Source organism: Paenibacillus sp. J31R122 (assembly GCF_056269185.1).
This window is the reverse complement of record NZ_JBWDNM010000005.1, coordinates 163865-188332: the sequence shown is the minus strand read 5'-3', so window position 1 is coordinate 188332 and position 24468 is coordinate 163865. Positions and strand designations below refer to the sequence as shown.

The window sequence follows — 24468 nt, the reverse complement described above, 5'->3', positions numbered from 1 at the left end:
TCAATTGACCTTCATAATCATATATTTGGTGTAAACATCTTTAACCTCTTTCATTTTAGAACGGCCTATGGGCAATTCTATACCATTGGACATTAGAACAGTTCCGCTAGTAAACTTTCTCACATGAAGCAGATTAATAATAATGGAACGATGGATCTGCAAGAAGTTACAGTCTTTTAAGGCCAAAGCATAATCCGAAATGATGCCTTTGCTCTCATAGGTTTCATTAGAGGTAATAAAATGTAGTTTGCTTTTTATGGTTAAGCTTTTGGCAGCTTCAATACTAATGAGGTCATCATATTTAATAACGACTTCTTCATAGGCTGACTTGATGACCATAAACTTTTTATCTAGTGCCTGAAAGTATTGGCATAGCTTGATGATTTTCTCCTCCAAGATCGAGGGGGCAATGGGTTTTATCAAATACTGGAATGTCATGACGTCAAAACTTTCCACCATATATTCAGGGTAGCTTGTCAGAAAAATAATTTGTTCATCCAGGTTATTTAACCCTCTTATTTTTCGGGCTGTTTGAATCCCGTTCATCCCACCCATTTCAATATCCAAAATTAAAATATGAAATGGCGTTTCATGGCGCTCATAGTAGGATACCAACTGCTCTCCCGAGCCGAATAATTCGATTTCAAATTCTATATTTGTCTTTATCGACAAAGTAATCAAGATGCTTTTAACAAGCTCTCTTTGTTTTTCCTCATCATCGCAAATAGCCGCTCTATACATAAATGATACACTCCTGATCCCCATTACATTTATGCTAGTACTCTATATAAGCATGATACAACCATAGATAACTTTTGGATGAAATGCAAATTCCCTCTGACAAGACAATGACTCCCCCAACAATTAAATGTGGAGGAGTTTCTCTTCAGAATTTTCATAATCAAAACGCCCAGCTGCTACTATGTTATAATATCCGTAAACATGTAATCACACTTAATGTTGATCATATACAGGAGTGATTCCAATACATACAAAACCCATCGGTCTGTTAAATGTAAAAAAGAACGCCCCTAAATTTTCAGTTTCCCTTTACTCACCCTCCGCCGGTTTCACTCATTTTGTCGAGCATTATTGGATTGTCAAATGGGATCTTCGTGGACAGGAACCTCACCTTCAGGAAAACTTGTCCCATCCGTCCGTCCATCTTGTTATTGAAAAAAACAACTCCCGAATTGTGGGAGTCGTAAAAGGGAGATTTACCGTTCTTCTAAGGGAACAAGGAGCAGTCTTCGGGGTCAAATTCCGGCCGGGAGCTTATTATCCTTTTTTCAAAAAAAACGTTTCAACAATCACGGACCGTATCGTGCCATTCCAGGAAGCATTTGGAATGAAAAGTCAAAGGCTGGAACAACAGCTTTTTTCACAGGAAAACGACGAGCAGATGATTGCTCTTGCAGAATCTTTTATTCGAGAAAGGCTTCCCGCACCGGACACCAACGTCGATTTCATCAATACGATTACCCAATGCATCATTTCCGAGAGAAATATCTTCAAAGTCGATGATATAGTGAGCCGTTTTCCCATTCACAAGAGACAGCTTCAAATGTTATTTCGTCAGTACGTGGGTGTCAGTCCCAAATGGATCATCCAACGCTATCGACTTCTCGAAGCAGTAGAAAAAATGAACGACGGGCATTTTCCTGAATGGTCAAGACTTGCTGTAGATCTCGGGTATTACGATCAAGCCCATTTCATTAAAGATTTCAAATCAATCATTGGAAAATCCCCAGAAGAATACACCCGGTTGTTAAGTGAATCAATGAATAGTTAGAGCTATTAAAGCGGATGTTTGTAAATTTCGATTACATTCCCATCTGGATCGCACAAATGAGCGACTCTAGCATTCCACTCTTTTCGATCATGTGGCTCGTTAAGCAATACGATACCTTTTTCCTTCAAACGAGCGCAAACCTCATCGACTTGATCTACTGCAAACGTGAGTAAAAATTTTGAAGGTGATTCTGCGCCGATTAGTTTGTCCTCACCGATCACTTCAGCCATTTTTTGACGAGAAAAAATTTCGATTTTGGTTTCACCGGTATTAAACGATGCGAACTGCATCTCCTCTGCGGAAAATCCCAATGGAAACTCCATCACTTCTTTGTAAAAAGCTACGCTCTGATAAAAATCTTTGACAATCAATCTGATTTGCGACAGTTTCATCATTCCACTACCTTTCTGCGTAAATGTGGGTTGAACAGATGCTGCACAGTTTTCTTATTGAACTTAACAGAATCACAAAAGCGGGTATTGTAAAAACACGAAAAACTTACCGTTATGTTCAGACTAGATACTTAAATAAAGTTCTAGACTGCCATTATTTTATTGAACCATTAATCCCGCAGCGTATTTTTTTTGTAAATAAATCACTTTGTAATTATTCACAACAAATGCAAGGATATTAACCTTTTTTGTCGAATTGCTTGTCTTGAAGAAATATTTTACATCTTTACGATAATAGTTGCCACAAAGGAGTGTATCAATATGGCTTTCACGATAAGCAATCTGAAAGATAACGACAATGTAGTCATTAAGGAACAACTTGGCGGATTTACGGTAATTGAGTATAAAGAGGATTTAAGCAGTACTTCATTGTCAGAGGCAGAATCCAACTTTTTCATGAGCAAGAGCAACATGCGCATTAAGCAGCTTATGGTCGAACTAAACAACAATGAGGTTATGCTGAGCGCAGGGGCTATGCAGTATATGATTGGCAATATTGAAATGACCTCAGGTGTTAAAGGTGTTGGCGGTTTAATGAGAAATCTGGTATCCAGCGCGGTAACCGGGACCAGTGCAATCAAACCACACTACAAAGGTACCGGTACGATATTGCTGGAAACCACCTATAAATATCTGTGGTTAATTGATGTCGACAACGACCATATTGTAATTGACGATGGCATGTTCTTAGCTTGCGAGACGACGCTGGACATTGCAGTCGCTGCGCGTAAGAGCCTCTCCTCTGCCGCGCTTGGAGGAGAAGGCCTTTTTAATTTAAGTGCCAAAGGAAAGGGCATTCTAGCGCTGGAAGCCCCAATTCCTGTCGAAGAAGCTGTCGTAGTCGACTTGCAGAATGATGTGTTGAAGGTCGATGGAAACTTTGCGTTAATGTGGTCGAATTCACTGGACTTCACCGTCGAGAAATCCGGGAAAACCCGAATGGGCTCCGCCGCTTCAGGGGAGGGGCTGGTCAATGTTTATCGAGGAACAGGCATGGTATGGCTAGCACCACTCATGAAGCACAAAGGTGGTCAATAGAAGAGAACCCCTCATGTAGCTAGATCCTATGAACCGTAAAGATCATTATCTTGATTAGGAGTCGATCCATGATGGAACAAAGTATTCCTTTTCAACGTACATTCAATCTTCACATAGCTGGCGGGAAGTTCGATAATCCTGAACAGGTTGTCCAGCATCTCGGTGCTTTGCAGGCACAGGATTATCACCAAGCTCTGTGGGCAATCGGAGTGCGCATGCAATCCGCTACAGTAGCAGATATTGAGCAAAGCATCGCAGACCGTAAGATAATGCTGACTTGGCCGATGCGCGGTACGATTCATTTCGTACTGCCGGAAAATGCAAGATGGTTGCTGAAGCTTCTGGCTCCGCGCGTTCTGGCACAAGGTAATCGAAGACTTGAACAATTGGAACTTGACCATACGATCATCGAACGCAGCAGGCAGATCATCTATGACGCTTTGCAGGGGAACAAGCGGATAACCCGGCCCAATCTCATGCAATTGCTGGAGGAAGATGGGATCAGCACAAAAAATCAAAGAGGATATCATCTTCTTTGGTATCTGGCACAGACCGGTTTTATCTGTCTAGGACCGAGGGAAGGCAAGCAGCAAACCGTTGTTTTATTGGATGAGTGGGCGCCTTCCACCAAGGAAATATCCAGAATTGAAGCGCTCGGTTTGCTCACAGAACGCTATTTTACCGGCCATGGGCCTGCAACCGTTCAAGATTTTTCCTGGTGGGCTGGGATCACTCTTTCCGATGCAAGACAGGGAGTTGATGCTGTTCAATCTAGGCTAGTAGTGGAAAAGATACACGGGCAGGAATACTGGAGGACCGAGCATCTCCATGTTGGGGCAATGAAAGAAGAAACGAATGTCTATCTACTTCCGGGATACGATGAATATCTGCTTGGCTATAAAGATCGAAGCGCAGTATTAAGTGCGGAATATGCCCACCATATTGTCCCCGGTAATAACGGCGTATTTCTACCGACCATCGTCATCGACAGTCAAATCGCCGGGACATGGAAACGATCAATTAAGAATAAAGGGATCGACATCGAATTTAACCTATTTGCACCTCTGAAAGAAAGGAAAGAGTGTATCATCGAAGCTGCAGAGAGATATTGCGGATTTATGGGGCTGCCTTTAGCTAAGACAGCCTTTCAAGTCGTGGAATAGTACATAACCAAGAAGGAACTTTCTACGTAACTAGCCTTCGAGGGAGGGTGACTAAGACGTTGATCTTTAGTCACCCCACTTCATTACCTATTAATAATTATCATCTCCGCGTACGCCGATTGGAGGATGTCTGGGCGCTGCGTTCTCCCAGCATTCAACCTGATCCAGACCTTTAATGCTATCTTTATAAAAGACTGGGTCTTTCCCTGCCCTTTTCTGCCGCTTGTAATCCGACAAGGCCGCAAAGGCTACTTTGGATAATAGAAGGATGGCAATCAAGTTGACTATCACCATTAAACCCATAAATAAGTCAGCCATATCCCATACCAATTGAACCTTTGCTACGGAACCAAACACAATCATAGCCAGAACACTGAATCTGTAAAACATTAATACTGATTTCTTCGTGTTTAAAAATTCGATATTGGTTTCACCGTAATAATAATTTCCAATTAACGTGCTGAATGCAAACAAGAAAACCATGACAGCCAATGAACCCGATGCCCATGAACCGATATGCTCGCTTAATGCAGCTTGCGTTAGCTCGATTCCATCCAGCCCTGACCGCTTATACGCATCTGACAGCAATATAATAAAAGCGGTACTCGAACAAATAACTAACGTATCAACAAGTACGCCAAGCGCTTGCATAAGCCCTTGTTTAACGGGATGACTTGTCGTTGCGGTTGCCGCAGCATTCGGCGAGCTTCCCATACCCGCTTCGTTCGAGAACAAACCACGTTTCACACCTTGTAGAACCATCGCACCAAAAGTTCCACCCGCCACTTGTTCAAATCCGAGCGCACTCTTCACAATAAGCGCCACAACTTCCGGCATTTTGTTGATATTGATTAGCACAATGCATAGAGCAGCCCCGATATAAATCACAGCCATAATAACGACGATATATTCGGACATTCTGGCGATACGCTTGATACCGCCGAAGATAATACTCGCAAATGCAGCAGCCATCACAAGGCCAAGGATGATACGATTGGTTCCGAATGAATTTTCAAAAGCAACTGTAATCGTATTGGACTGAACCGAGTTAAATACAAGGCCGAAAGACAACGTAATCAGCACGGCAAATAACGACCCCATCCAACGCTTATTCAGACCTTGTTCCATATAATAGGCAGGACCGCCGCGGAATCCAGTCTTATCCCTCACTTTATACACCTGTGCTAAAGTACTCTCAATAAAGCTCGATGCTGAACCAACAATCGCAATAACCCACATCCAGAAGACAGCTCCTGGTCCGCCTAATGCAATAGCAATCGCGATACCCGTTATATTTCCTGTCCCGACCCTTGCTGCCATACTGATACAGAAGGCCTGGAACGATGAGATGCTGTCTTTTGACTTTTCATTGGATCCTTTAAGAACAACGAACATTTCCTTAAACATACCAAATTGTACAAATTTCGATCCTATTGTGAAATAAAGACCACAAGCAATAAGCAGGACAATCAAAATCTTCGACCACAGAAACTCATTGATTACGCTAATCATACTTCCTAATAATTGTTGCAAGTAAATCCACCTCTCCTGCTGTTCTGCCCCGATACACCGATGCAAAACATTCTCTGACATAATATCTTCAAATACTGCTGACATTATTTCAAAAGGCAGGATTTCATTTCATGAAATGATCTATTCAGCCTGTATTCCCTTATGGATTGCACCCAACAATCGATGGGTCTTATCGCAGCTATATTCCCAGAACATCACACCCGCCAGCTCATGCTGTTTCACATAATCACATTTATGCTGAAGCGATTCTTCGTCATCGTAAGAAATAAATTGACTGCCATTGTAAAGGTATGGCGCTTTGGCCTCGTCATCCCAATATCGAGTATAGCCGTTTTTCTCAATATAATCAGTCGCTAGAGCAGTGAAATCCGGTCCATAGCCTCCGCTGCTTCCAGCCATTTGATGCAGCCCGTTATTACGGACAGGAACCTGTTGCCAGAGTCTAGAATAAAACGCCATACCGATTACAATTTTCTCCTTCGGTACTCCTGCATCCATAAATAAGTGTACGGAAGCGTCGGTACTGATTCGGAATAAATCCCCTGTCGGGGTATAAAGATTGGTATGATGTCCTGTTAGTACTTGGAATCCGCCGCGCATATCATAGGTCATTAATTGAACATAATCCAAATACTGCTGCACTTGATCCATCTCTGTACCATCAACGTAATACTGATCCGCACCTGTAGCAATGGTCAGCAAATAATGCCGTCCATCCTGTTCGCCTTTACGGTCAAGTGCCTCGCGCATCGTTTTAAGAAGCAGCGTAAAGTTTGTCTTATCGTGCGGGCTAGATCCGATATCCGCCTCTCCATAGCAAGGATACTCCCAATCCAAATCAATCCCGTCAAACGGATAGTCAGCCAAGATGCGGAGCGCCGAATCCGCCATGCTTTTTCTTCCCTCTTCAGTAAATGCCGCTTCAGAGAAGCCTCCCGCTCCCCATCCGCCGACAGATAGAAGCACCTTCAATACCGGATGCTCACGTTTTATCTCCTTCAGCGTATCGAGCTGCTGCAAATGCTCGATAGAAATTTGATCGTTTAGCACATGACCGAAGGCTACATTGATATGTGTTAATTTCTCCAAATCCTGTCGTGTCATATCAGGCAGACTAGAATCACCGACATAGCCTACCACTATATGTTTCTGTTTTGTCATCTCATGTCACTCCTATTTATTTGATTCGAAATACATGTGCAATCGGTGCTTGTTCTGACTGTTCCTGCTCTGGAAGACGGACAATAATTCCCTTCTCTGTCCGACGATATTCCAAGTTTTCTTGCCCGCCTACTAGATCAATCTGATTGAAGGCTTGCTGCATAGGAAGATGTATCTCTTGCTCTACCTTTTGCTGTTCATCTCTATACAAATAGAAAGCATAAATGGTATCTTCTTTTTTAGTAAAATGACAGCTGCCTACGGAATACGGCTCGCAAACTCGTGTCCCATAAATGCCTTCACCATAAATCTTCAACCATGCGCCTATCCCCTTTATCCGAGAAATAACCGCTTGGGACAACCTTCCATCAGGCTGAGGAGCAACATTAAGTGACAGATTGCCGCCTTTCGCTACAATTTCAATGAACAAATGAAGCATTTGACGAACCGACTTGAATTGATCATCATAACGGTACGAAAACGCATAACCCATTGTAATACTGCTCTCCCATGGCACATGCAGCGGTCGCTCAGGCAATGTCTGCTCGGGTGTAATCACATTCTCGTAAGGTCCGCCAACTGTCCGGTCAGCAGATAACAGCCATGGCTGAATTTTCCGTGCTTTCTCCACCGCTTCACCCAATCGAACATTTTGTACGCGGTAATCATTCACCCATCCCGCATCAAGCCACAACATATCGATTCGACCATAGCTGGTCATCAGCTCCATAATCTGCTCATGAGTAAATTGGACGAATTGTTCCCACAGCAATGGGTATTCCTTCGGGTCATAAGAAGGACCCCTCGTTGTAAAATTGCTGCGTTCCATGCCTGGTGCCCAGTAATAGGGCGTATGCCAATCCGCCTTTGAGAAATAAGCGGATATAGCCAGTCCTTTTGCACGAAAAGCATCAAACAGCTGCTTGCAAATATCAGCATACTTATGTTTATGGAATGGGCAATCTGGTCCAGTAATCCGATAATCTGTCGTTTTTGTGTCCCACATACAAAAGCCGTCATGATGCTTCGTCGTAAAATTCAAATACTTAAAGCCATTCTCGGCAGCCAAATCAGCCCATAGCTCCGGTTGAAACCTAAGCGGATTAAAGGTCTTGTTCAATTCAAAGTACTGCCGCTTCAATTCCTCGGCATCGACATCCCAATCGATCTCATTGCGAGACCATTCTTCGTCCTCATCGATCAGCGCCCATGATTCTACGACGCCTAGCTGAGAATACGGTCCCCAGTGCATCATCAGGCCAAGCTTCTGATCCTTGAACCATTCGAGACGCTCCAGTAATAATGGATCCTCGGGCTTAACCCACTTCTCCTCACTGCTATAGTTGTGTACGCCCCGCTCGACAATTTGCTCCTGTTCATCTGTTGCCTTCATCTCACCACTCATAGTACGCCTCCTGTACAATCGTTTATAAAAAAAGAATTTCCCCAGTGACTATCGAAGAAAGCAACGCCAGCCTGAAAGCTGCCTGCTGTATCTTACCCAACACAAATGGTTGAAGTCATACGGGGAAATTCTTCATCGTTTCCTTACTTCACGCGCCATGCCAATATTCCGGAATTTTGACTGCGACATGCTTCAAGAGCCGCAGCTGGTTGCTTACATCCCTCTCCCCAGGTCACAAAATAACGGAATTCATAAAATCCGCCCAGCGTTGCCCGGAAATTGGTCTCCCAATAATTATTCATCGGCCACGAGTACAAGTGAGCCGGGTCTTCTTGCATACGCTCATCGCCCTGCAAGAGACGAAACTCATGACGGAGCGAGCCCAATTGCATAAGCGGTGTATCTGGCATCGCAATTGCTACGCCCATATCCTCCGTAATGTAAGCCGCACCTTCATCTACACAGTAATAATCAATTAAGCTGCCAGGCAACTGGTCGATGCGCGCTCGGACTGGTGTTTGCAGCTTATCGATCCACAACTCCTGCTTGCCCGCCTCGATTGGCGCTCCGAACGGAAGCGAAATATAAATATTTTCCGGATCCCAAATACTATCCTTATGCATGCGCACTGCCACATCTATTCGCGGCTTATCCGCGTAACCTGTAACGAGTAATGAATAGTGTGAACAGCCGCCAACCGCATAAGTGAGTCGGACCGTCGTATAGACCTCTCCTTTGTCCACAACCTCGGCTTTAGTCAATACGCCAACCGATACCTGTGCATCTGGCCCTTTACGATTGCGTCCCATTTTGCGACGAATATTATTCATCTCTTCGACCTTGGCTGCTTTTGTCACGTCATAGACGGGACTGAAAGCATGATGATTCCGATCCAAGCGAAGTAGTTCCTTCCCGGTTTGCTTATCCTTCCAGGACGTAATGCCGTCCCCTATCTCCCATTCAATTCTCGCAAACGGAGTGTCCATAGAAGTATAGGTCACATGTAAAGCAGATGATTGAATAGGCTCCTCAATATCAATAATGCCATCTGAGCCTAATAAATCCGTTCCAAAAGCAGTTACATTTTTCGGTTTATTCACTGGACGAATGAGTAATGTCCGCTCTTCTCCAGGCAAAAGTGTAACCGGAACGGTAACGATCACTCCTCTAGGCGCCACTCTTAACTGAGCAGAATAAACCTGTCCGCTCTCTACATCAACGACTTCGAAACCACCCTTGATTTCGTCATGATGCCAAAACTCCATAATGAAATGGGCATAATCCTCTTGCACATAAGAATACGGGTTGTGAATTCGGAACTGCAGCGGGCGATCTGGAGCCAGTAAAGCATCACCCTTTGCTTCCAAAATGTCATATAGCGCTGTATGGGCAAGCGTGCTTGCATTCGCAGCAAAGGCATCCTTGCGGACACCAAGCTCTTGGACGAACGGGTTCCACGGCTCTGACACAGAGGAGTGATATCCCCATGTGTGTTCAGCGAACAACACCAGCTCGTCCTCCATCCGCTTGAATGTATCAGCATCAATAATCTCGCAATTCGGGTCCAAGCGTTTCACTTTCTCATATACCCGCTGCGCCTCTCGAAACACTTGTACATGCATCGGTGTCGATCCTGTTCCATCGGTCCACCAATCCGGCCAATCTCCGCGGTACACCGGGATCTCCTCTTCAGAACCGCGTACTTCTGCGAAGAAATCATCCAAGGTAGCAGATTGAATGCGAATCTCCTCACCATGCTTCTCATTCCACTTCTGAATGAAATCCATCATCTGCGCATTTGGGGATCCGTTATCCGTTGGCAAACCGGACAGCATGACCGGCACGAATGGATAAGGATGTCCATCCTGCTCCAGTCGATCAAGGTAGCGACGTATTCGAACTTCTGCTTGCTCGAAGGAGACGCCGTTAGAGATGACCATTTCATCGCGAATCGTATACGAACCGCCCAAACCTGGCATAATGCCCAAATCATTGCCGAACACATAGTGCTCACCGCTCCAGATAAGAATACGCTCACCGCCGGGCGTCTCCCACCAGAATGGCGTTTGCTTCTTCCGCAGCGGGAACATGGAATGATGCGTATGAATGCAGGTGATCATATTTTTGATCCCCATGTCTGCCAGCACTTGTCCGTATCCCCAGCCGAAGCCTGTTATATCCGCTGTCATCGCAGATTCGACCTTCACGTTAATAGATTGTGCGTACTCCCGAATCCGCTTAAGCGTCGCTTCAAGCAGTTCTTTGCCCACCAGCTCACTCATATTCAAATACGTGCCGGATAACCCGATATCTCCGGTGCGAATGGCTTCAGCAAGCTCTGCTTGCTCCTGGGCTGTCGCTTTTTTTAGAAAGGCTTCTATCGGCCAAAACGTTTCACAAACCCACTTATACCCTTTCCACTCTGGTCGGTTTCCCGAGCGGATTTCTCGATTAATATGCAAGGCTTGTCGAATAAAATCAACATGATACTGCTTGATCTTCTCTTGACGTTCGGTATAACCGACATCCGTATGGGAATGCTGGATAGCAAAGATCGTCCACTGTTTATGCTTCATTATGAATAGACTCCTTCTTTATCGCAGTTTTTGTGTATGATACATCTTCGACATGTAACGCAGCCTCCAACAAAATAGAGAGATCGCCACCTGCCAAAATAGTAAATACACCGGGTTCAACTACACGCTTTAAGGATTGGTTCACAAATCCAAGCTGCTCTGCACCTAGAGCAAAGCTGACAACCGCTGTTTCTCCAGGCTCCAGCTCGATTTTACGAAACGCTTTTAATTCCATGATGGGACGAGTTATCGAGCTAATTTCATCCCGCACATACAACTGAACGATTTCCTGCCCTACCCTTGAACCTGTGTTCGTAACTTCAACTGACACGATTGTTTCCTCATCGGCAGCAATTCGTTCAGAGGCAATGGACAAATTCGTGTAGGAAAATGTTGTATAGCTCAATCCGTATCCGAACCGGTATAGCGGCTCATTATCCATCTCTAGATAACGTGTTCCATTTGTTCTCCTGCGCTGATAATAAACCGGCAGCTGACCTACGCTCTTCGGCACCGAAATGGGCATTTTGCCCGATGGATTGCAGTCGCCAAACAAAATATCAGCAACAGCATGACCACCCTCTTGCCCTGGATACCAAGCTTCCAGTACGCCCTCAATATGCTCAGCGATCCAAGGCTCGCTGACAGGCCTTCCATTCACATAAACGACAATTACCCGCACGCCCGTAGCATGAATAGCTTTAACCAACTCAAGCTGTACACCTGACAAGCACAAATCCGCTCGATCAATGCCTTCTCCAGAGTCCATATCGGATTGATCATCAGTTACTAGATTCGCTCCTGTCACCGGGTCGATCGTATTATCCCCAAACTGCCTCGCGCTGGAACCGCCCACTACAACAACGGCGACATCCGAAGACTGCGCAGCTTCCACAGCATCCGCAAAGCCCGAGCGATTCTCCCCCAAAATGCGGCATCCTTCCGCATAGACAACCTCAACACCAGCACCTACTTTATCGCGAATACCTTGCAGAATTGTAACGATAGCTTCCGGCGGCTGGGGCGACGTATAATCACCGAGTTGGTTGTATCGATTCGCCGCATTCGGACCGATGACAGCGATTTTACGTAGCGTCTTCGGCAACGGTAATGCCTCGTTGCGATTGTGCAGCAGTACAATGCCCTCCTCGGCCACTTTCCGCGCAAGCTGACGATGTGCGACTGACCCAACAATCTGCTGTGCGCGATCTGGATCGGCATATGGATATTCGAACAAGCCCAGCTTGAATTTGATCGCCAATACACGCGCTACTGCTTGATCCAGCACATCTATAGACACCTTCTCTGACTGAATAGCTGCACTCAAATGATCCTTGAAGATTTCACCTGACATCTCCATATCGACGCCTGCTTCAAGCGCCATTACCGCTGCTTCCTCTTTGTCCTTGGCGACACGATGACCGCCAGCGAGCATGCCGAGAGCACCGCAATCCGTAATGACAAATCCTTCAAAGCCCCATTCTTCACGCAAAATTTGAGTTAACAGCTCCCGATTAGATGTACAAGGAATACCATCTATTTCGTTGTATGCCGTCATAACAGACATAGCGCCAGCGGCTATAGCTTTCTCAAACGGATACAAATCCTTCTCACGCAGTTCAATTGGCCCAATATGAGCAGGGGCACCATTTCGTCCGCCTACAGATGCGCCATATCCAGCAAAATGCTTGATCGTTGCTGCTACCCCGCGCTCAGGAAGCATCCTTTGCATACCGCGAACCGCAGCTGTTCCCATTTCCGCGCAGAGCATCGGATCTTCTCCGAAGGTTTCCTCCGTACGTCCCCATCTGGGATCACGTACAATATCCAAAATAGGTGAATACGTAGCCGCACCGCCTCTTGCTCTCGTCTCATCTGCCACAGCCGCATTGGCCTGTTCGAACAATGCCGGATTCCATGTGCTGGCAGCAGCAATAGGCACCGGAAAGACTGTCCCGCCGATTGACATATGCCCATGGGCACACTCTTCACCGAACAGGATCGGAATACCGAGACGTGTCTGTTCGATCGCAAGGCGCTGAACGAAATTGACTGCTTCTGCGCTTTCTTTCGGCTGCAAACCAGTTTCAAGCGTTACGCCCGTCCAAGGATCGGCACGAAGGAAACCGTAAAATGACCCAACATCGCCAGCTATAATTTTTTGCTCAAATGCTTCGTCTATTTTCACCTGTCCATCATACTGCGTGTATACTTGCCAGCCAAATAGCTGAACGAGCTGTCCTATTTTCTCATCCATCGTCATCCGGCTAAGCAAATCCTTTACTCGAACATCTACAGACAAAGAAGCATCATAGTATGGATCGTTTCTCATCAAGTATCCCTCCAGTAATCCTACTTCTATTTGTTATTTCCAAGCCTATTGACTCTCTCTTTAAAGGACAGCTACTCTTTCACGCTTCCCATGACAAGGCCTTTAACAAAGTACTTTTGTAGAAATGGATAAACAACTAGAATCGGGAGCGAGCCTACAATTATTTGTGCAGCCTTCGTCGTCCGATCCGAAATCTCACTTAAATTTTTTGCTTGCAGCATACTAATCTTGGACATATCAGGCTGAATAATAATCGTCTGCAAGTAGGTGGTTAACGGATAATTGGCAGGCGAATTCATTAGCATCAGACCATCGAACCAGGAATTCCATTGACTTACAAATGTAAATAACGTAATCGTTGCGAGTGCAGGCAAAGAAATCGGTAAGTAGACTCGCCACAGGGTAACCCAGTGCGATGCACCATCCATAAACGCCGATTCCTCCAGCTCCTTCGGCAATCCCCGAAAGAAATTCAATAATAATATAACGTTAAACACCTGCACAGCACCAGGCAGCACTAATGCCCAGATCGTATCAATCAACCCCGTCATGCGAACTGTCAAATACCACGGGATCAAACCGCCACTAAACAACATTGTAAATACAAAAAACCAAGCATAAAAGGTACGAAGGCGAAAATCCTTCACTTCTTTCGAAAGCGGATAAGCAAGCGTGATCGCGAGGAGCATACCAATCGATACACCGAGCACTATTCTCTGAATAGAAATCCAAAACGATGATACAAACTGTTTGCTTTCCAAAATGAACTTATATGAGCCTAATGTGAAATCGATGGGCCACAGCTTAACCAGTCCTGCTGTCGCCGCACTGCTAGTACTAAGCGATATAGCCAGCACGTGCACCATTGGGGCCAAGCATAATAATGACAATAGAATTAAAAAAGTATGATTCAACCAACTAAATACGCGATAACTTCCGGACGGTCGATGAAACATAGGATTCGTCCTCCCTTCTTAAAAAATCCGATATCCAGCCAAACGATAAGCTAATAAATATGAGACTGATATAAACACGAGCGACACAACTGATTTGAACAAGCCTACAGCCGTAGCCACACTGTATTGAGCATCTATAACACCAATCCGATACACGAGTGTATCCAGAATATCTCCAGTGTCATAGACAGTTGAATTATAAAGAGTAAAGACTTGCTCGAAGCCCGCATTCAGCACATTGCCCAAACTGAGCGTCGTCATTAAGATTACGATTGGCAATATGCCAGGAAGCGTAATATAGATGGTCTGTTTCCAGCGTGTTGCGCCATCAATAACGGCTGCTTCATATAGAATCGGACTAACATTGGTTAAGGCGGCTAAATAGACTATGGTACTAAAACCAAACTCTTTCCACACATCAGATGCGACTAGTACATAACGGAACCAACGATTATCTCCCAGGAAGAAGATGGGATCTATTCCAACGGCAGTAAGCAATTGATTAATAATCCCCGTACTAGGGGACAAAATATCAATTAATATACCTCCCAATATGATCCATGATAAAAAATGCGGTAAATAAATGAGCGTCTGAATGCCGCGTTTGACAAACGAAACGCGTATTTCATTAAGCAATAAAGCAATCGACACCGGTACAATAAGACCAGCTACAATTTTCATACATGCGATAATAACCGTATTCCAAATGACTTGCATCGTACCCGGAAGCTCGAATACATATTTGAAATTGTCGAGCCCTACCCAGGGAGAACCAAAAAAACCTTTAGCTGGTGAAAACTTTTGAAAGGCAATCACAATGCCGGACATAGGGATATAGCTAAAAACAATAACGAGTACAAGACTCGGAAGTACCAATAAATGCAGAGGCAATTCTCTTATACTCTTTTTCATACGCAGACACCTTCTCTCGTCGGTCTAACTAATAAAGGAAGCGAATAAAGTTGCATCCACTTCCTTTGCTAGAGTTATCTATCTATTGAGCGGCATACCATTCATTCACTTCTTTAGTCATCTCGTCTCCGCCCAGCTTATACCAATCCTTTACAAACTTATCAAACTCATCTACCGATGCTGAGCCCATAATAATTTTTGTAAATGTTTCTCGTTCGATCTTATCCAGCGTGCTCTTTTTCGTAACCATCGTAGGTGTACTTGCTCCTAAATATTCAGTAGTAAGGGCAAAGTCTTTATAGCGAGCCAGAGCTTCAAATGCAGACCCTTTAGGACCGGACTGTCTATCAACTGCCCAATGCGAGTCATCACCATTTAAGTAAGCTTCGATTTTATCGTAGTTATCCTTTTGCTCCTGATTCAGCTTAGAGGCATCCTTGGATTCAAAGGCTTCTTTAATCGCTAGAAAATTATCTGGAATATCCTTGTTAGGAGGGAATACTTGGAATAATGGATATTGGAAAATTTCTGTTCCTTCTTTGTCAGTCGAATACTTAATCCAATCCGCTGTTTTTCCATAGAACCGCTCATGCTGAAGATTCAGCATTTTTATAATAACCTCTGGATTATCAAATCCTTTAGTCGCTACGAAATATTCATAAACAGCGAAACCTAAGCCTGGTTTTGCAGGCTTATCATCAATGGAAACGATCGGATATGGCTTCCAATCCATGCCCGGATTTTGCTTTCTCGCATCATTTAATGGATAGTATGAGTTCCAGTTGGCTCCATATTGAATACCGACCTTATTCTGTGAGATAGACTCCGTAACTTTGCCGCCATCCTTGACTGCAAATTCACGATCCAACTGCCCTGATTTGTACAGCTCCTGAAGCTTTGCCAAAGCAGCCTTCATTTCAGGCTGAACATTGCCGTAAACAACCTTTCCCTCTGCATTTTTAACCCAAATGTTTGGATAAGCATGGAACCCGTTAAAGAAGCCCGTCAGATTAGCAATACCTCCATACAAATCCTTTGTCAGTGCTAGACCAAATGTATCGTCTTTACCATTACCGTCTGGATCTTGCTTTACGAAAGCCTCTGCTATTTTCATCAAATCATCCATCGTTTTCGGCTCTGGAAGCTTCAACTTCTCCAACCAGTCCGTGCGGACCCACACGACATCTGCCCCTGTAATATTGCCGCCAAATTTCGGAATAGCCATCAGCTTTCCATTAAACGTCGCGGCCTTCAAAGCAAGTCCGCCATCCTGATTGGCCAAATCCTTCAGCTCGGGAGAAGCATACTTCTCGAAAGCCTCCGTCAAATCTTGAATTTGATCCGCTTCAACAAGCTGACTAAGCTGCTTCACGCTCACACCGAATACATCAGGCAGATCGTCAGAAGCGATTGCCACATTCAACTTTTTATTGAATGCGCTTTCATCTCCGCCATTCCCATCTGCTACCCAGTCATACTTAAGCTTAATTCCTAATGCACTCTCATACTCTCTAGTCCAGACGTTATTATCCATTGTTTCCCCGTTTTTAAAACGGTCTTCCGGCAAGCTTCCTCTGATCGCATGAACTTCAATCGGTGGATCGTATTTAATAAATGGACCGTCTTCCTTTACGGTCGTGCCCGAATTATCTGTTGTTGGCTTTGATGTCGGCTCCACCTTTTCGGTGTTTCCACAAGCACTCAGAACAATTGCAAAACTCAGAATACATAATGACATTCCTTTAACCAAACTCTTCTTTGTCATGATTGATTCCCCCCTTGATTTCTTCAAGACTGTTCTTGCACCTTAACTATAGTCGCTAATTACTCCCCTCTTCTATTCACCATTATTGACATACGACTAACATCTTTTTACTTATTTACTTGATCTCGATATTCTTGTGGCGTTACATTAGTCACTTTGCGGAAAAAGCGATAAAATGATTGTTCAGACAAAAAACCGACCGCTTTGGATATTTCATTAATTTTCAAACGATTTTCCTGGAGCAGCTCCTTTGTCTTGGTCATTCTGACCTCCGCAATATATTCGGACAGCCCTTCCCCTGTAATACGCTTATATAATCTAGACAAGTAAGACGGATTATGGCCGACAACTTCCGCAATTCGGTTTAAGCTAAGATCCCCTGCAACATGATGCCGAATATAGCTTTTAACCTGACTGACCACGCTTTCCTCCTGATGACCTTGTCCCGACATCTTCCGCTCAAAAATAATCTCCGTTAATTGATAAAAATATTCCGTTAAATCTTGCCAATAATTAGCGCAGTCAAGCAGCGTCATTTTGCCAAGAGGAAAAGCCTCTCCAATTTCTTCGCGCATCTTCCAGCGATTTATATAGGATAGAAAAATAGATACCAATGTAAAATATATTTCAGATCGAAGGCTGTCTGTTTGCTTGGATACAGAGGCAGCAAGCTTCATAAGTGTCATATATTCCTCCAAAAACTGCTCCTGCTGTCCGTTCTCTAATAGAGTCTGCAGCAATGGAAGCTTCTTCATCTGCTTACGCAGCTCTTGATCATCTGAATCTCTGTCAATTCGGTGGACTGGCTGTTCCAGCAACAGCAATTCTTGTCCTAAACCTAATCCCCTGCTCAACAATATGCGTAAATGATCAAATTGATCGGGCAGCTCTTTCCATTGTCGAAATGTCGTGCCTACAGCGAAGGACAGCTTAATATTTAACAGCTGCTTACAAGCATTTTGAATCATCTCTACAGCACCTTTAATAAACGCCAACGTGCGCTGCTTGATTTCCTCATCCCCATATAAATGCGATCCACCGCTTTTCGGCTGCATCAACCAAGCGACCTTTGACTTCTCTTCGAATTCAAAGGAAACCTGACGGATCGATGAAGCCAAATATTCATTCGCAATATTTTGTATGGCAAATAAAAAGAGGGACTTATCGAAGGATGTTGTCCCCTCACGCCATTCATCTATTCGCCCGATCACAATAATGGCAGGTTCTTCGGCACTTAGCGAAATATTCAAATCTTGAAAATGCTCCCGAATCGAACGGTGCGCATAACCGTCGGATTGAACAAGGCTCCATAACAATTCCTTTTGTAAAAAAGGCTGAATCGTCAAAGCTTGCTTTCTTGATTTCTCGATTAGCTGTTCAACCTCAATAGCATCGGTCAGGGCTTGTATGGCCTTCTGCACCGCACGAAATATCGCTTCGTTTCCTTCCGTTTTCAATAAGTAATCTACGCCGCCGTTACGAATAGCTTCTTGAATAAATTCGAAATTGTTATAGCCTGTTAGAAAAATAACTTTACACCATGGCCAACGATCAATAATTTCACGGTGCAGCTCAATCCCGCTTAATCCGGGCATTCGAATATCGGTAAGCACAATGTCGATTTTTGTTTTCCCAAGCATGTCCAGTGCATCTGCCGAAGTGTATACTCCGAATACTTCCAATACCATTTCGGACCGTCTTTCAAACAAATCCAATAAGCTTTCAACAATAATGGGTTCATCATCCACAATCAATAGTCTATACATCCGAACCACCCTCTCTAGTTGTCATTCTAAGCTCCACTCTCATGCCTCCCAATGATCCACGACTCACTGAAACACCGAAAGACTCGCCATATTTGATTTGTAAACGCCGATGTACATTGAAGAGGCCTGTGGATTCTTGTTTCTTTTCCCCTTTGCGAAGCAGCTCACCTGTTTTCCATAATCGTTCTTCATCCAACTTATCCCCATTATCTTCTACAACGATACACAGAACCTGTTCCTTTTCCTGCACAATCGATACAATAAGCTTGCCGCCGCCAATCTTTTCCTCTAATCCATGCTCGTATGCGTTTTCAATAATCGGCTGAAGTATTAAGCGCGGTACCTGAATGTAGCGGAAATATTCTGGAATATCTGCCCACTCTACCTCAATCCGGTTAAAAAACCGCATATTTTGAATGTCAGTGTACGCTTTCGAATGAGCAAACTCCTGCTCCAAAGAAACTTCCCCAGTCCCCGTTTTCGTAATAAACATAAAATATTGACCAAGATGCTCGATCATTGTCTCAGCCGAACGATTGTCATTCATCTGAACTAAACCTTTTAAAATATATAAGCTGTTATATAAAAAGTGTGGATTGATTTGTGATTGAAGCTGCTTCAGCTCTGACTGCTGCGCATGAATCCGTTCTTCATACACCTCCTGGATCAACAGATGAAGCTTGCGTGCCATCGCATTGAACTGCCCATACAAATAGTTGAACTCATCTTTGTTTTGATGATGGATTTCAATATTCAGATCACCCTTCTCAACTTTTCGAAAAGATATCACAAGCCGTTTAAGCGGCTGATGGATAAGACGATAGATCCAGAAAGAAAATAACAAAATAACTATAAAAGAAATAATAGATAAATACCATAAAAACGTTCGATGCTTGCTCAGCGGTCCTAGCAGTTCACTTTCCGGAACATAGACCGTTAAGTAGGTATCCAGCACTTTAGAATATTCGAACGTTAGCAAATACCGACTGCCCTGAACTTCCATAATATCTTGTCCAGTAACACTACCCAGAAAGCGAGGCTGTGACAGCACTTTTTTGAGCTCAGGCGGTATACTATCATTTTTATTGTCTGAAAAAAGCCAGTCTTGCTGAAGATTAACGAGCGCTGCACCCGCTCCTTTCATATTGCTCAGCTGCTCCAACGAATACTGAAGCTGTTGCCGTGAAAGCTCCACTCCTAAAGCAATTGACAATTCATCCATCTGGATCGGTTCAGGGTACACCTTGCTTAACAGTAACTTGTCATTCCAGTAAGTAAACGGTGTTCCGTATTTGCTTGGCCCCTGCATTAGAGCTTCTAGCTCATCAGGAGGGATATGGTTATCGAAGCTATTAGCAAAGATGCCTCTGCCCAAGGATGGAATAAATACCATTACATCTTCCACATAAGGACTTGATGTTTTGAGTAGACTCAGCTTGCTTTTCACACTAAGAATCGTCTGGGACCGAGTAAAATCATCCATCGCATGCGCAATTGTTCTAATTTTCTGAAATTCATCATCAAAAATGAGCTCTTGATTCAATCTCATCAGCCGCTGCATTTCTGTTTCAAGCGAACTTACATAGAAATGAAGCCTTGATGCGACTGACTGTGATAACTCACTGCGTAATCTCTCTTCAGCCGTTTGATTCATATACAGGCTTACTCCATAGATCGGTGTCACAACCAATAGTAAAGACACAATAAGCTTCGATAAAATGTTGAACTGAAAAACATCCCGTATTTTCCCCATATCTGACCCAACCCTTCAATTCCATTACAAATATTCCCTATTATAATTTCTACTAACATGAATCTAAAAAACTGTATCAACATATATATCACGTTCTCTTTTAGATAACAATAAATACAACGAAAGAGTAACAGTAAACCTAATGAGGGAACAACAGTGTCATTTGTCATTCCGATTAAGCACAATTGATATAAGGAGAGACAAACCGTTTATTAAACAGAGAATTCAGTGTATCTATTAAAAAAAACAACAAGATCACCCATTTGGGTGCCCTTGTTGTTTTGGACAGGAGTTCTTATATTTATACTTGTTTAAACTCGATCCAGTCAATCTGTAAGCCTGGTTTGATAAATTCTAATTTCAATTCATAAAGGCCTGCTTCCAGTTCGATTTTCACAAGCTTTTGTCTGATCCATTTGCCTTCCGTGCCATTCGTTTGAATGGTCGTCATCAATTGATCGTTCAGTGTCACATTACAAGCGCTTTGAGCCAATTCAGGCTCCGGAGACATGATGTTGACAATGATCCGATATTGGCCTGCCTGATCCACTTTCATAAAGGTCGATTCAGCCGCCGCAGGTTTAACCTGTGCATTTGAGGATAGTGCTTGCGCCTGCTCCGATGAAAGAGATGGATTCGCCTTGAATGTATCGACTGTTTCTACAATCTCGTGTTTTCTCGAGAATACCGGTGCTTGCATGATGAACTCGCAAATGTTCATAGCGGAGCGCTGAAGCTCTCCTCGAGTTAGCGAACCATTTTCTAATGAGTCCAGCGTATTGTCATCCCAACCATTGATTTCCGCTCCATAGTTAGGTACAACCATATACAGATCATTTTGTGCCCGAACCATCCAGTTCGTATATTTCCGATCAGCGGATCCTCCATGGACAACATCGTTCATAATGGCCCACCAATCCGTCATCACGATACCTTTAAAGTTCCATTCCCCGCGAAGAATCGTCGTATTCAAATCATAATTAGAAGCCGCCCAATGCCCGTTGATAGGATTATAGGAGGTCATAATCGAATTTGCTCCACCCTGCTTCACCGCGATTTCAAAGCCTTTCAGATAAATCTCCCGCAGAGCGCGCTCAGAAACAACCGCATCTACCTTACTGCGATGCTTTTCTTGATTATTGCAGGCGAAATGCTTCAGCGTGGCATTAGAGCCGCCCTTCATTATTCCTCGCGTGCATGCTGCGGCGAATACTCCGGAAATCAGCGGATCTTCCGAAAAATACTCAAAGTTGCGTCCATTGAGCGGACTGCGGCGGATATTCAAGCCTGGTCCAAGCAAGGTGTCCACATTGTTGCTTAATAATTCCTGACCTTCCATGACGTAAAGTTGTTCAACCAGTTCCGCATTCCAGGTCGCTGCAAGCAAGGTTCCGATTGCAACCTGGGTCGCCTTCTGCCCGCTATCCATACGAATACCAGACGGACCGTCTGCCGTACAAGCAACCGGGATTCCGAATTTGAATAAACTATCGCTTACCCCTCCGAAAGCCGAGGCCGTACCCGGTGTAACGAGTGGACTGCTCATGCCCTCGCCTCTGACAATCGCAGCCAGGTCCTGATCGTTGAGCTGGGCGATAAAAGCTTCCATGCCGACTTTTCGGTCAAAAACATCTCTTAATTTATGTCCTTGATTACCGGTTTGCTCCAAAGTTTCGGGAAGATTTTTCTCGATCCGTTCCGCCATAGAAATCTTTCGCTTCGGCACTTCTACATAGATGAGCTCATACGAGCCGTCTTCCTTCCGAGCGCCCGGCTTCATTCTCGTAAAGTCTTCTGTCGGGGCCATCACCTCTTGCAGCTGCTCCACGACTTGAAGAGCTTCCACAACATAGCCGTTTTGTCCTTGGAAGCCTATTTCCGCCAGCCTTTTGACACTGGTTCCTACATAAAAGCGGTACGACCCTGCTTCCATCACATAAGCGGAAGGATGCCCCGTCACACCGGAATCATCATAGGAGGCCATAGAATGAACAGGGAAGCTCACAGTAAGACGCTGCGATTCGCCCGCCTGAAGAACTTTTGTCTTTCCGAATGCCGCTAGAACTTTAGCTGGCTGTCCTAACTTTCCTTGCGGCGCTTCAAAGTAGACCTGCACAACCTCTTTTCCCGCATAGGTAGATCCCGTATTGGTTACAGTGACGTCAATTTCGACGTATTGCTCTCCTTCTTTGGAGGTCAGTTTGGCTTCCTCAGACTCGATTTTAAATGAGGTATAAGATAAACCGTAACCAAATTCAAACTGAACGTTATCCGGGCAAAACGTCTCGAAATAACGATAGCCCACATAGATATCTTCCTGATAAAGGTTTTTAAATTCATTGCCGTAATTGCTTGTAGATGGATAATCCTTGATAGAGTAAGCGATCGTATCCGTTAGTTTACCGCTCGGTGTCACCTCTCCGGCCAGCACATCGGCAATCGCATTGCCACCCTCCATGCCGCCCTGCCAAGAGTAGATAGCGCATGGAATCGGGTGTACAAAGCTTTCATCGTTCATCCAGCTCATATCAATAATATTTGATACATTCAGTACAACAATAGTTTGTTCAAAATAGGCAGATACCTGCTTCAGCATTGCTTTTTCGTCCGCTGTTAGCTGGTAGCTTCCCGGCTCGTCGGCATTATCCTGGTCTTCTCCCGCCGTACGTCCGATCACAATGATCGCCTTGCTCGATTTGCTTCTTGCCTCCGACATCAGTTCATCGGTTAAAGGCATTTCCTTCTGGTGCCACGGCTCTGCAGCCCAGCCTCCACCGCCATTATCAAATGGATTTTGCTCAATCCACTTTTCATAGACAGCCGCTAGTTCTTCATTGACTGTAAGGCTCTTTTTACTGCGAAGACCATCCAATAAATTGGTCGTATAAGAAACATGGACGCTCCCGCCCGAACCTGTACCGCTGCGATAGTAATTAACTTGGGTTCTTCCAAAAACCGAAACATTTTCACCGTCTCGAAGCGGAAGCACCTGTCTTTCATTCTTTAACAGCACCGCTCCTTCCGCGGCTACCGTTCGGCTAAATTCTGCAAAACCTTCTAATGGAATTCCCAGACTCTGTGTACTCATTTTGTTTCCTCCCTGTTGTCGTTTCCACACATATAGCCGGCTCTATAGAAAGGTAACTTGTCCCTTTCCAAATATCTAGTCTTTCGCGAGCCTATGTATGTCTCCTATAAAGTCCTTTTAAGAATAAAAGATATAAAATTAATACACAAGCATTGCTTCAATATATTTCCTCTCTTAAGGTATGCGGTCATATAAATTAAACCGGTTTATCCCTATCAAACTTCTAAAAGTTTCATATTATACATTGTGAGACTACTATATTTAGAAAGGAATGAATGCTATTGGGAGTCTTTTTCCGTAATAGGACCAGCGCATCCGTGTATGTTGTCTTCGCCTACCCAAATTTCAGTTGTAGTCCTGACCGCTATGCTAAGGCTGGCTGGTATCGTGTTGATCCTGGACAAACCGTGCAGGTTTGGAGCGGATACGCAGGTGGAAGAACGTTTTATTACTATGCCCATGATTCGTTTGGGCGCAGGTGGCAGGGTCCGTACTTTACTGGTGTTCCTGATCAGGCTTTCCATTGGTGCTGGGACACAGACTGCAATACCTGCAGAAGTGTTGGGCTGCGGGGTTTCTTTGTCGGAGTGTTGAATTTAAACTACACAATTGAACTCCTATCGAGCAGCGGCCAAAGACGAGGTAAAGCAGACAATATCCGCATGGCATTACCTTCAGGAAAATCTGTAGCGTGTAAAACCCCTAGGACACCTAAAAAACTGAAAAAGGGAAAACCGCTATTGCTGAACCGCACAGCATTGCCAATAAAAAAGTAA

The 24468-nt window shown here is 44.3% G+C and carries 17 protein-coding genes; 4 read left to right on the top strand and 13 right to left on the bottom strand.

Annotated elements, in window-relative coordinates; genetic code table 11:
• Positions 1-741: a LytR/AlgR family response regulator transcription factor gene (locus tag AC0YN7_RS10585; protein ID WP_475809951.1), complete on the bottom strand. Its 741-nt coding sequence runs from the start codon at positions 739-741 to the stop codon at positions 1-3.
• Between the two features lie 235 nt (positions 742-976).
• On the opposite strand from AC0YN7_RS10585, the gene AC0YN7_RS10580 reads away from it, so the two are divergent.
• Positions 977-1792 carry a DUF6597 domain-containing transcriptional factor gene (locus AC0YN7_RS10580; RefSeq protein WP_475809950.1) on the top strand — a complete coding sequence of 272 codons (816 nt, stop codon included), beginning with the start codon at positions 977-979 and terminating at the stop codon, positions 1790-1792.
• Between the two features lie 5 nt (positions 1793-1797).
• Here AC0YN7_RS10580 and AC0YN7_RS10575 read toward each other — a convergent pair whose 3' ends face one another.
• On the bottom strand, positions 1798-2187 hold the full coding sequence (locus AC0YN7_RS10575) for a VOC family protein (protein WP_475809949.1): 390 nt from the start codon (positions 2185-2187) through the stop codon (positions 1798-1800).
• Between the two features lie 318 nt (positions 2188-2505).
• Between AC0YN7_RS10575 and AC0YN7_RS10570 the strand changes: the two genes are divergently transcribed.
• Together AC0YN7_RS10570 and AC0YN7_RS10565 are read left to right on the top strand one after the other, a co-directional pair.
• On the top strand, positions 2506-3282 hold the full coding sequence (locus AC0YN7_RS10570; protein ID WP_475809948.1) for an AIM24 family protein: 777 nt from the start codon (positions 2506-2508) through the stop codon (positions 3280-3282).
• A 68-nt stretch (positions 3283-3350) separates the two neighbouring features.
• Positions 3351-4445: a winged helix DNA-binding domain-containing protein gene (locus tag AC0YN7_RS10565; protein ID WP_475809947.1), complete on the top strand. Its 1095-nt coding sequence runs from the start codon at positions 3351-3353 to the stop codon at positions 4443-4445.
• 90 nt (positions 4446-4535) lie between these two features.
• Here the strand turns inward: AC0YN7_RS10565 and AC0YN7_RS10560 are convergent, their stop codons facing one another.
• The 11 genes from AC0YN7_RS10560 to AC0YN7_RS10510 form a co-directional block, all read right to left on the bottom strand.
• Entirely contained in the window at positions 4536-5978 is a 1443-nt protein-coding gene (locus AC0YN7_RS10560) for an alanine/glycine:cation symporter family protein (RefSeq protein ID WP_475809946.1), read from the bottom strand.
• Between the two features lie 120 nt (positions 5979-6098).
• Positions 6099-7139 (bottom strand): glycoside hydrolase family 18 protein, encoded by a 1041-nt coding sequence (locus AC0YN7_RS10555; RefSeq protein ID WP_475809945.1) that lies wholly within the window; start codon positions 7137-7139, stop codon positions 6099-6101.
• 16 nt (positions 7140-7155) lie between these two features.
• The gene (locus AC0YN7_RS10550; RefSeq protein WP_475809944.1) at positions 7156-8544 is read right to left on the bottom strand and encodes an alpha-L-fucosidase; all 1389 of its coding nucleotides are present in this window, start codon (positions 8542-8544) and stop codon (positions 7156-7158) included.
• Between the two features lie 143 nt (positions 8545-8687).
• Entirely contained in the window at positions 8688-11120 is a 2433-nt protein-coding gene (locus tag AC0YN7_RS10545; RefSeq protein WP_475809943.1) for a glycoside hydrolase family 38 N-terminal domain-containing protein, read from the bottom strand.
• Positions 11110-13452 carry a glycoside hydrolase family 3 N-terminal domain-containing protein gene (locus AC0YN7_RS10540; protein WP_475809942.1) on the bottom strand — a complete coding sequence of 781 codons (2343 nt, stop codon included), beginning with the start codon at positions 13450-13452 and terminating at the stop codon, positions 11110-11112. The genes AC0YN7_RS10545 and AC0YN7_RS10540 overlap by 11 nt, the downstream gene beginning before the upstream one ends.
• Positions 13453-13523: 71 nt before the next feature.
• On the bottom strand, positions 13524-14408 hold the full coding sequence (locus AC0YN7_RS10535) for a carbohydrate ABC transporter permease (protein ID WP_475809941.1): 885 nt from the start codon (positions 14406-14408) through the stop codon (positions 13524-13526).
• 18 nt (positions 14409-14426) lie between these two features.
• Entirely contained in the window at positions 14427-15320 is an 894-nt protein-coding gene (locus AC0YN7_RS10530; protein WP_475809940.1) for an ABC transporter permease, read from the bottom strand.
• 82 nt (positions 15321-15402) lie between these two features.
• Positions 15403-17085, bottom strand: a complete 1683-nt coding sequence (locus AC0YN7_RS10525) for an extracellular solute-binding protein (protein ID WP_475809939.1) — start codon at positions 17083-17085, stop codon at positions 15403-15405.
• A 107-nt stretch (positions 17086-17192) separates the two neighbouring features.
• Positions 17193-18851: a response regulator transcription factor gene (locus tag AC0YN7_RS10520; RefSeq protein ID WP_475809938.1), complete on the bottom strand. Its 1659-nt coding sequence runs from the start codon at positions 18849-18851 to the stop codon at positions 17193-17195.
• Positions 18844-20604, bottom strand: coding sequence for a sensor histidine kinase (locus tag AC0YN7_RS10515; RefSeq protein ID WP_475809937.1), 1761 nt, complete (start codon positions 20602-20604; stop codon positions 18844-18846). Before AC0YN7_RS10515 ends, AC0YN7_RS10520 begins: the two co-directional genes overlap by 8 nt.
• Before the next feature lie 301 nt (positions 20605-20905).
• Positions 20906-23692: a glycoside hydrolase family 3 C-terminal domain-containing protein gene (locus AC0YN7_RS10510; RefSeq protein ID WP_475809936.1), complete on the bottom strand. Its 2787-nt coding sequence runs from the start codon at positions 23690-23692 to the stop codon at positions 20906-20908.
• Positions 23693-23967: 275 nt separating this feature from the next.
• On the opposite strand from AC0YN7_RS10510, the gene AC0YN7_RS10505 reads away from it, so the two are divergent.
• Positions 23968-24468 (top strand): DUF1036 domain-containing protein, encoded by a 501-nt coding sequence (locus AC0YN7_RS10505; RefSeq protein WP_475809935.1) that lies wholly within the window; start codon positions 23968-23970, stop codon positions 24466-24468.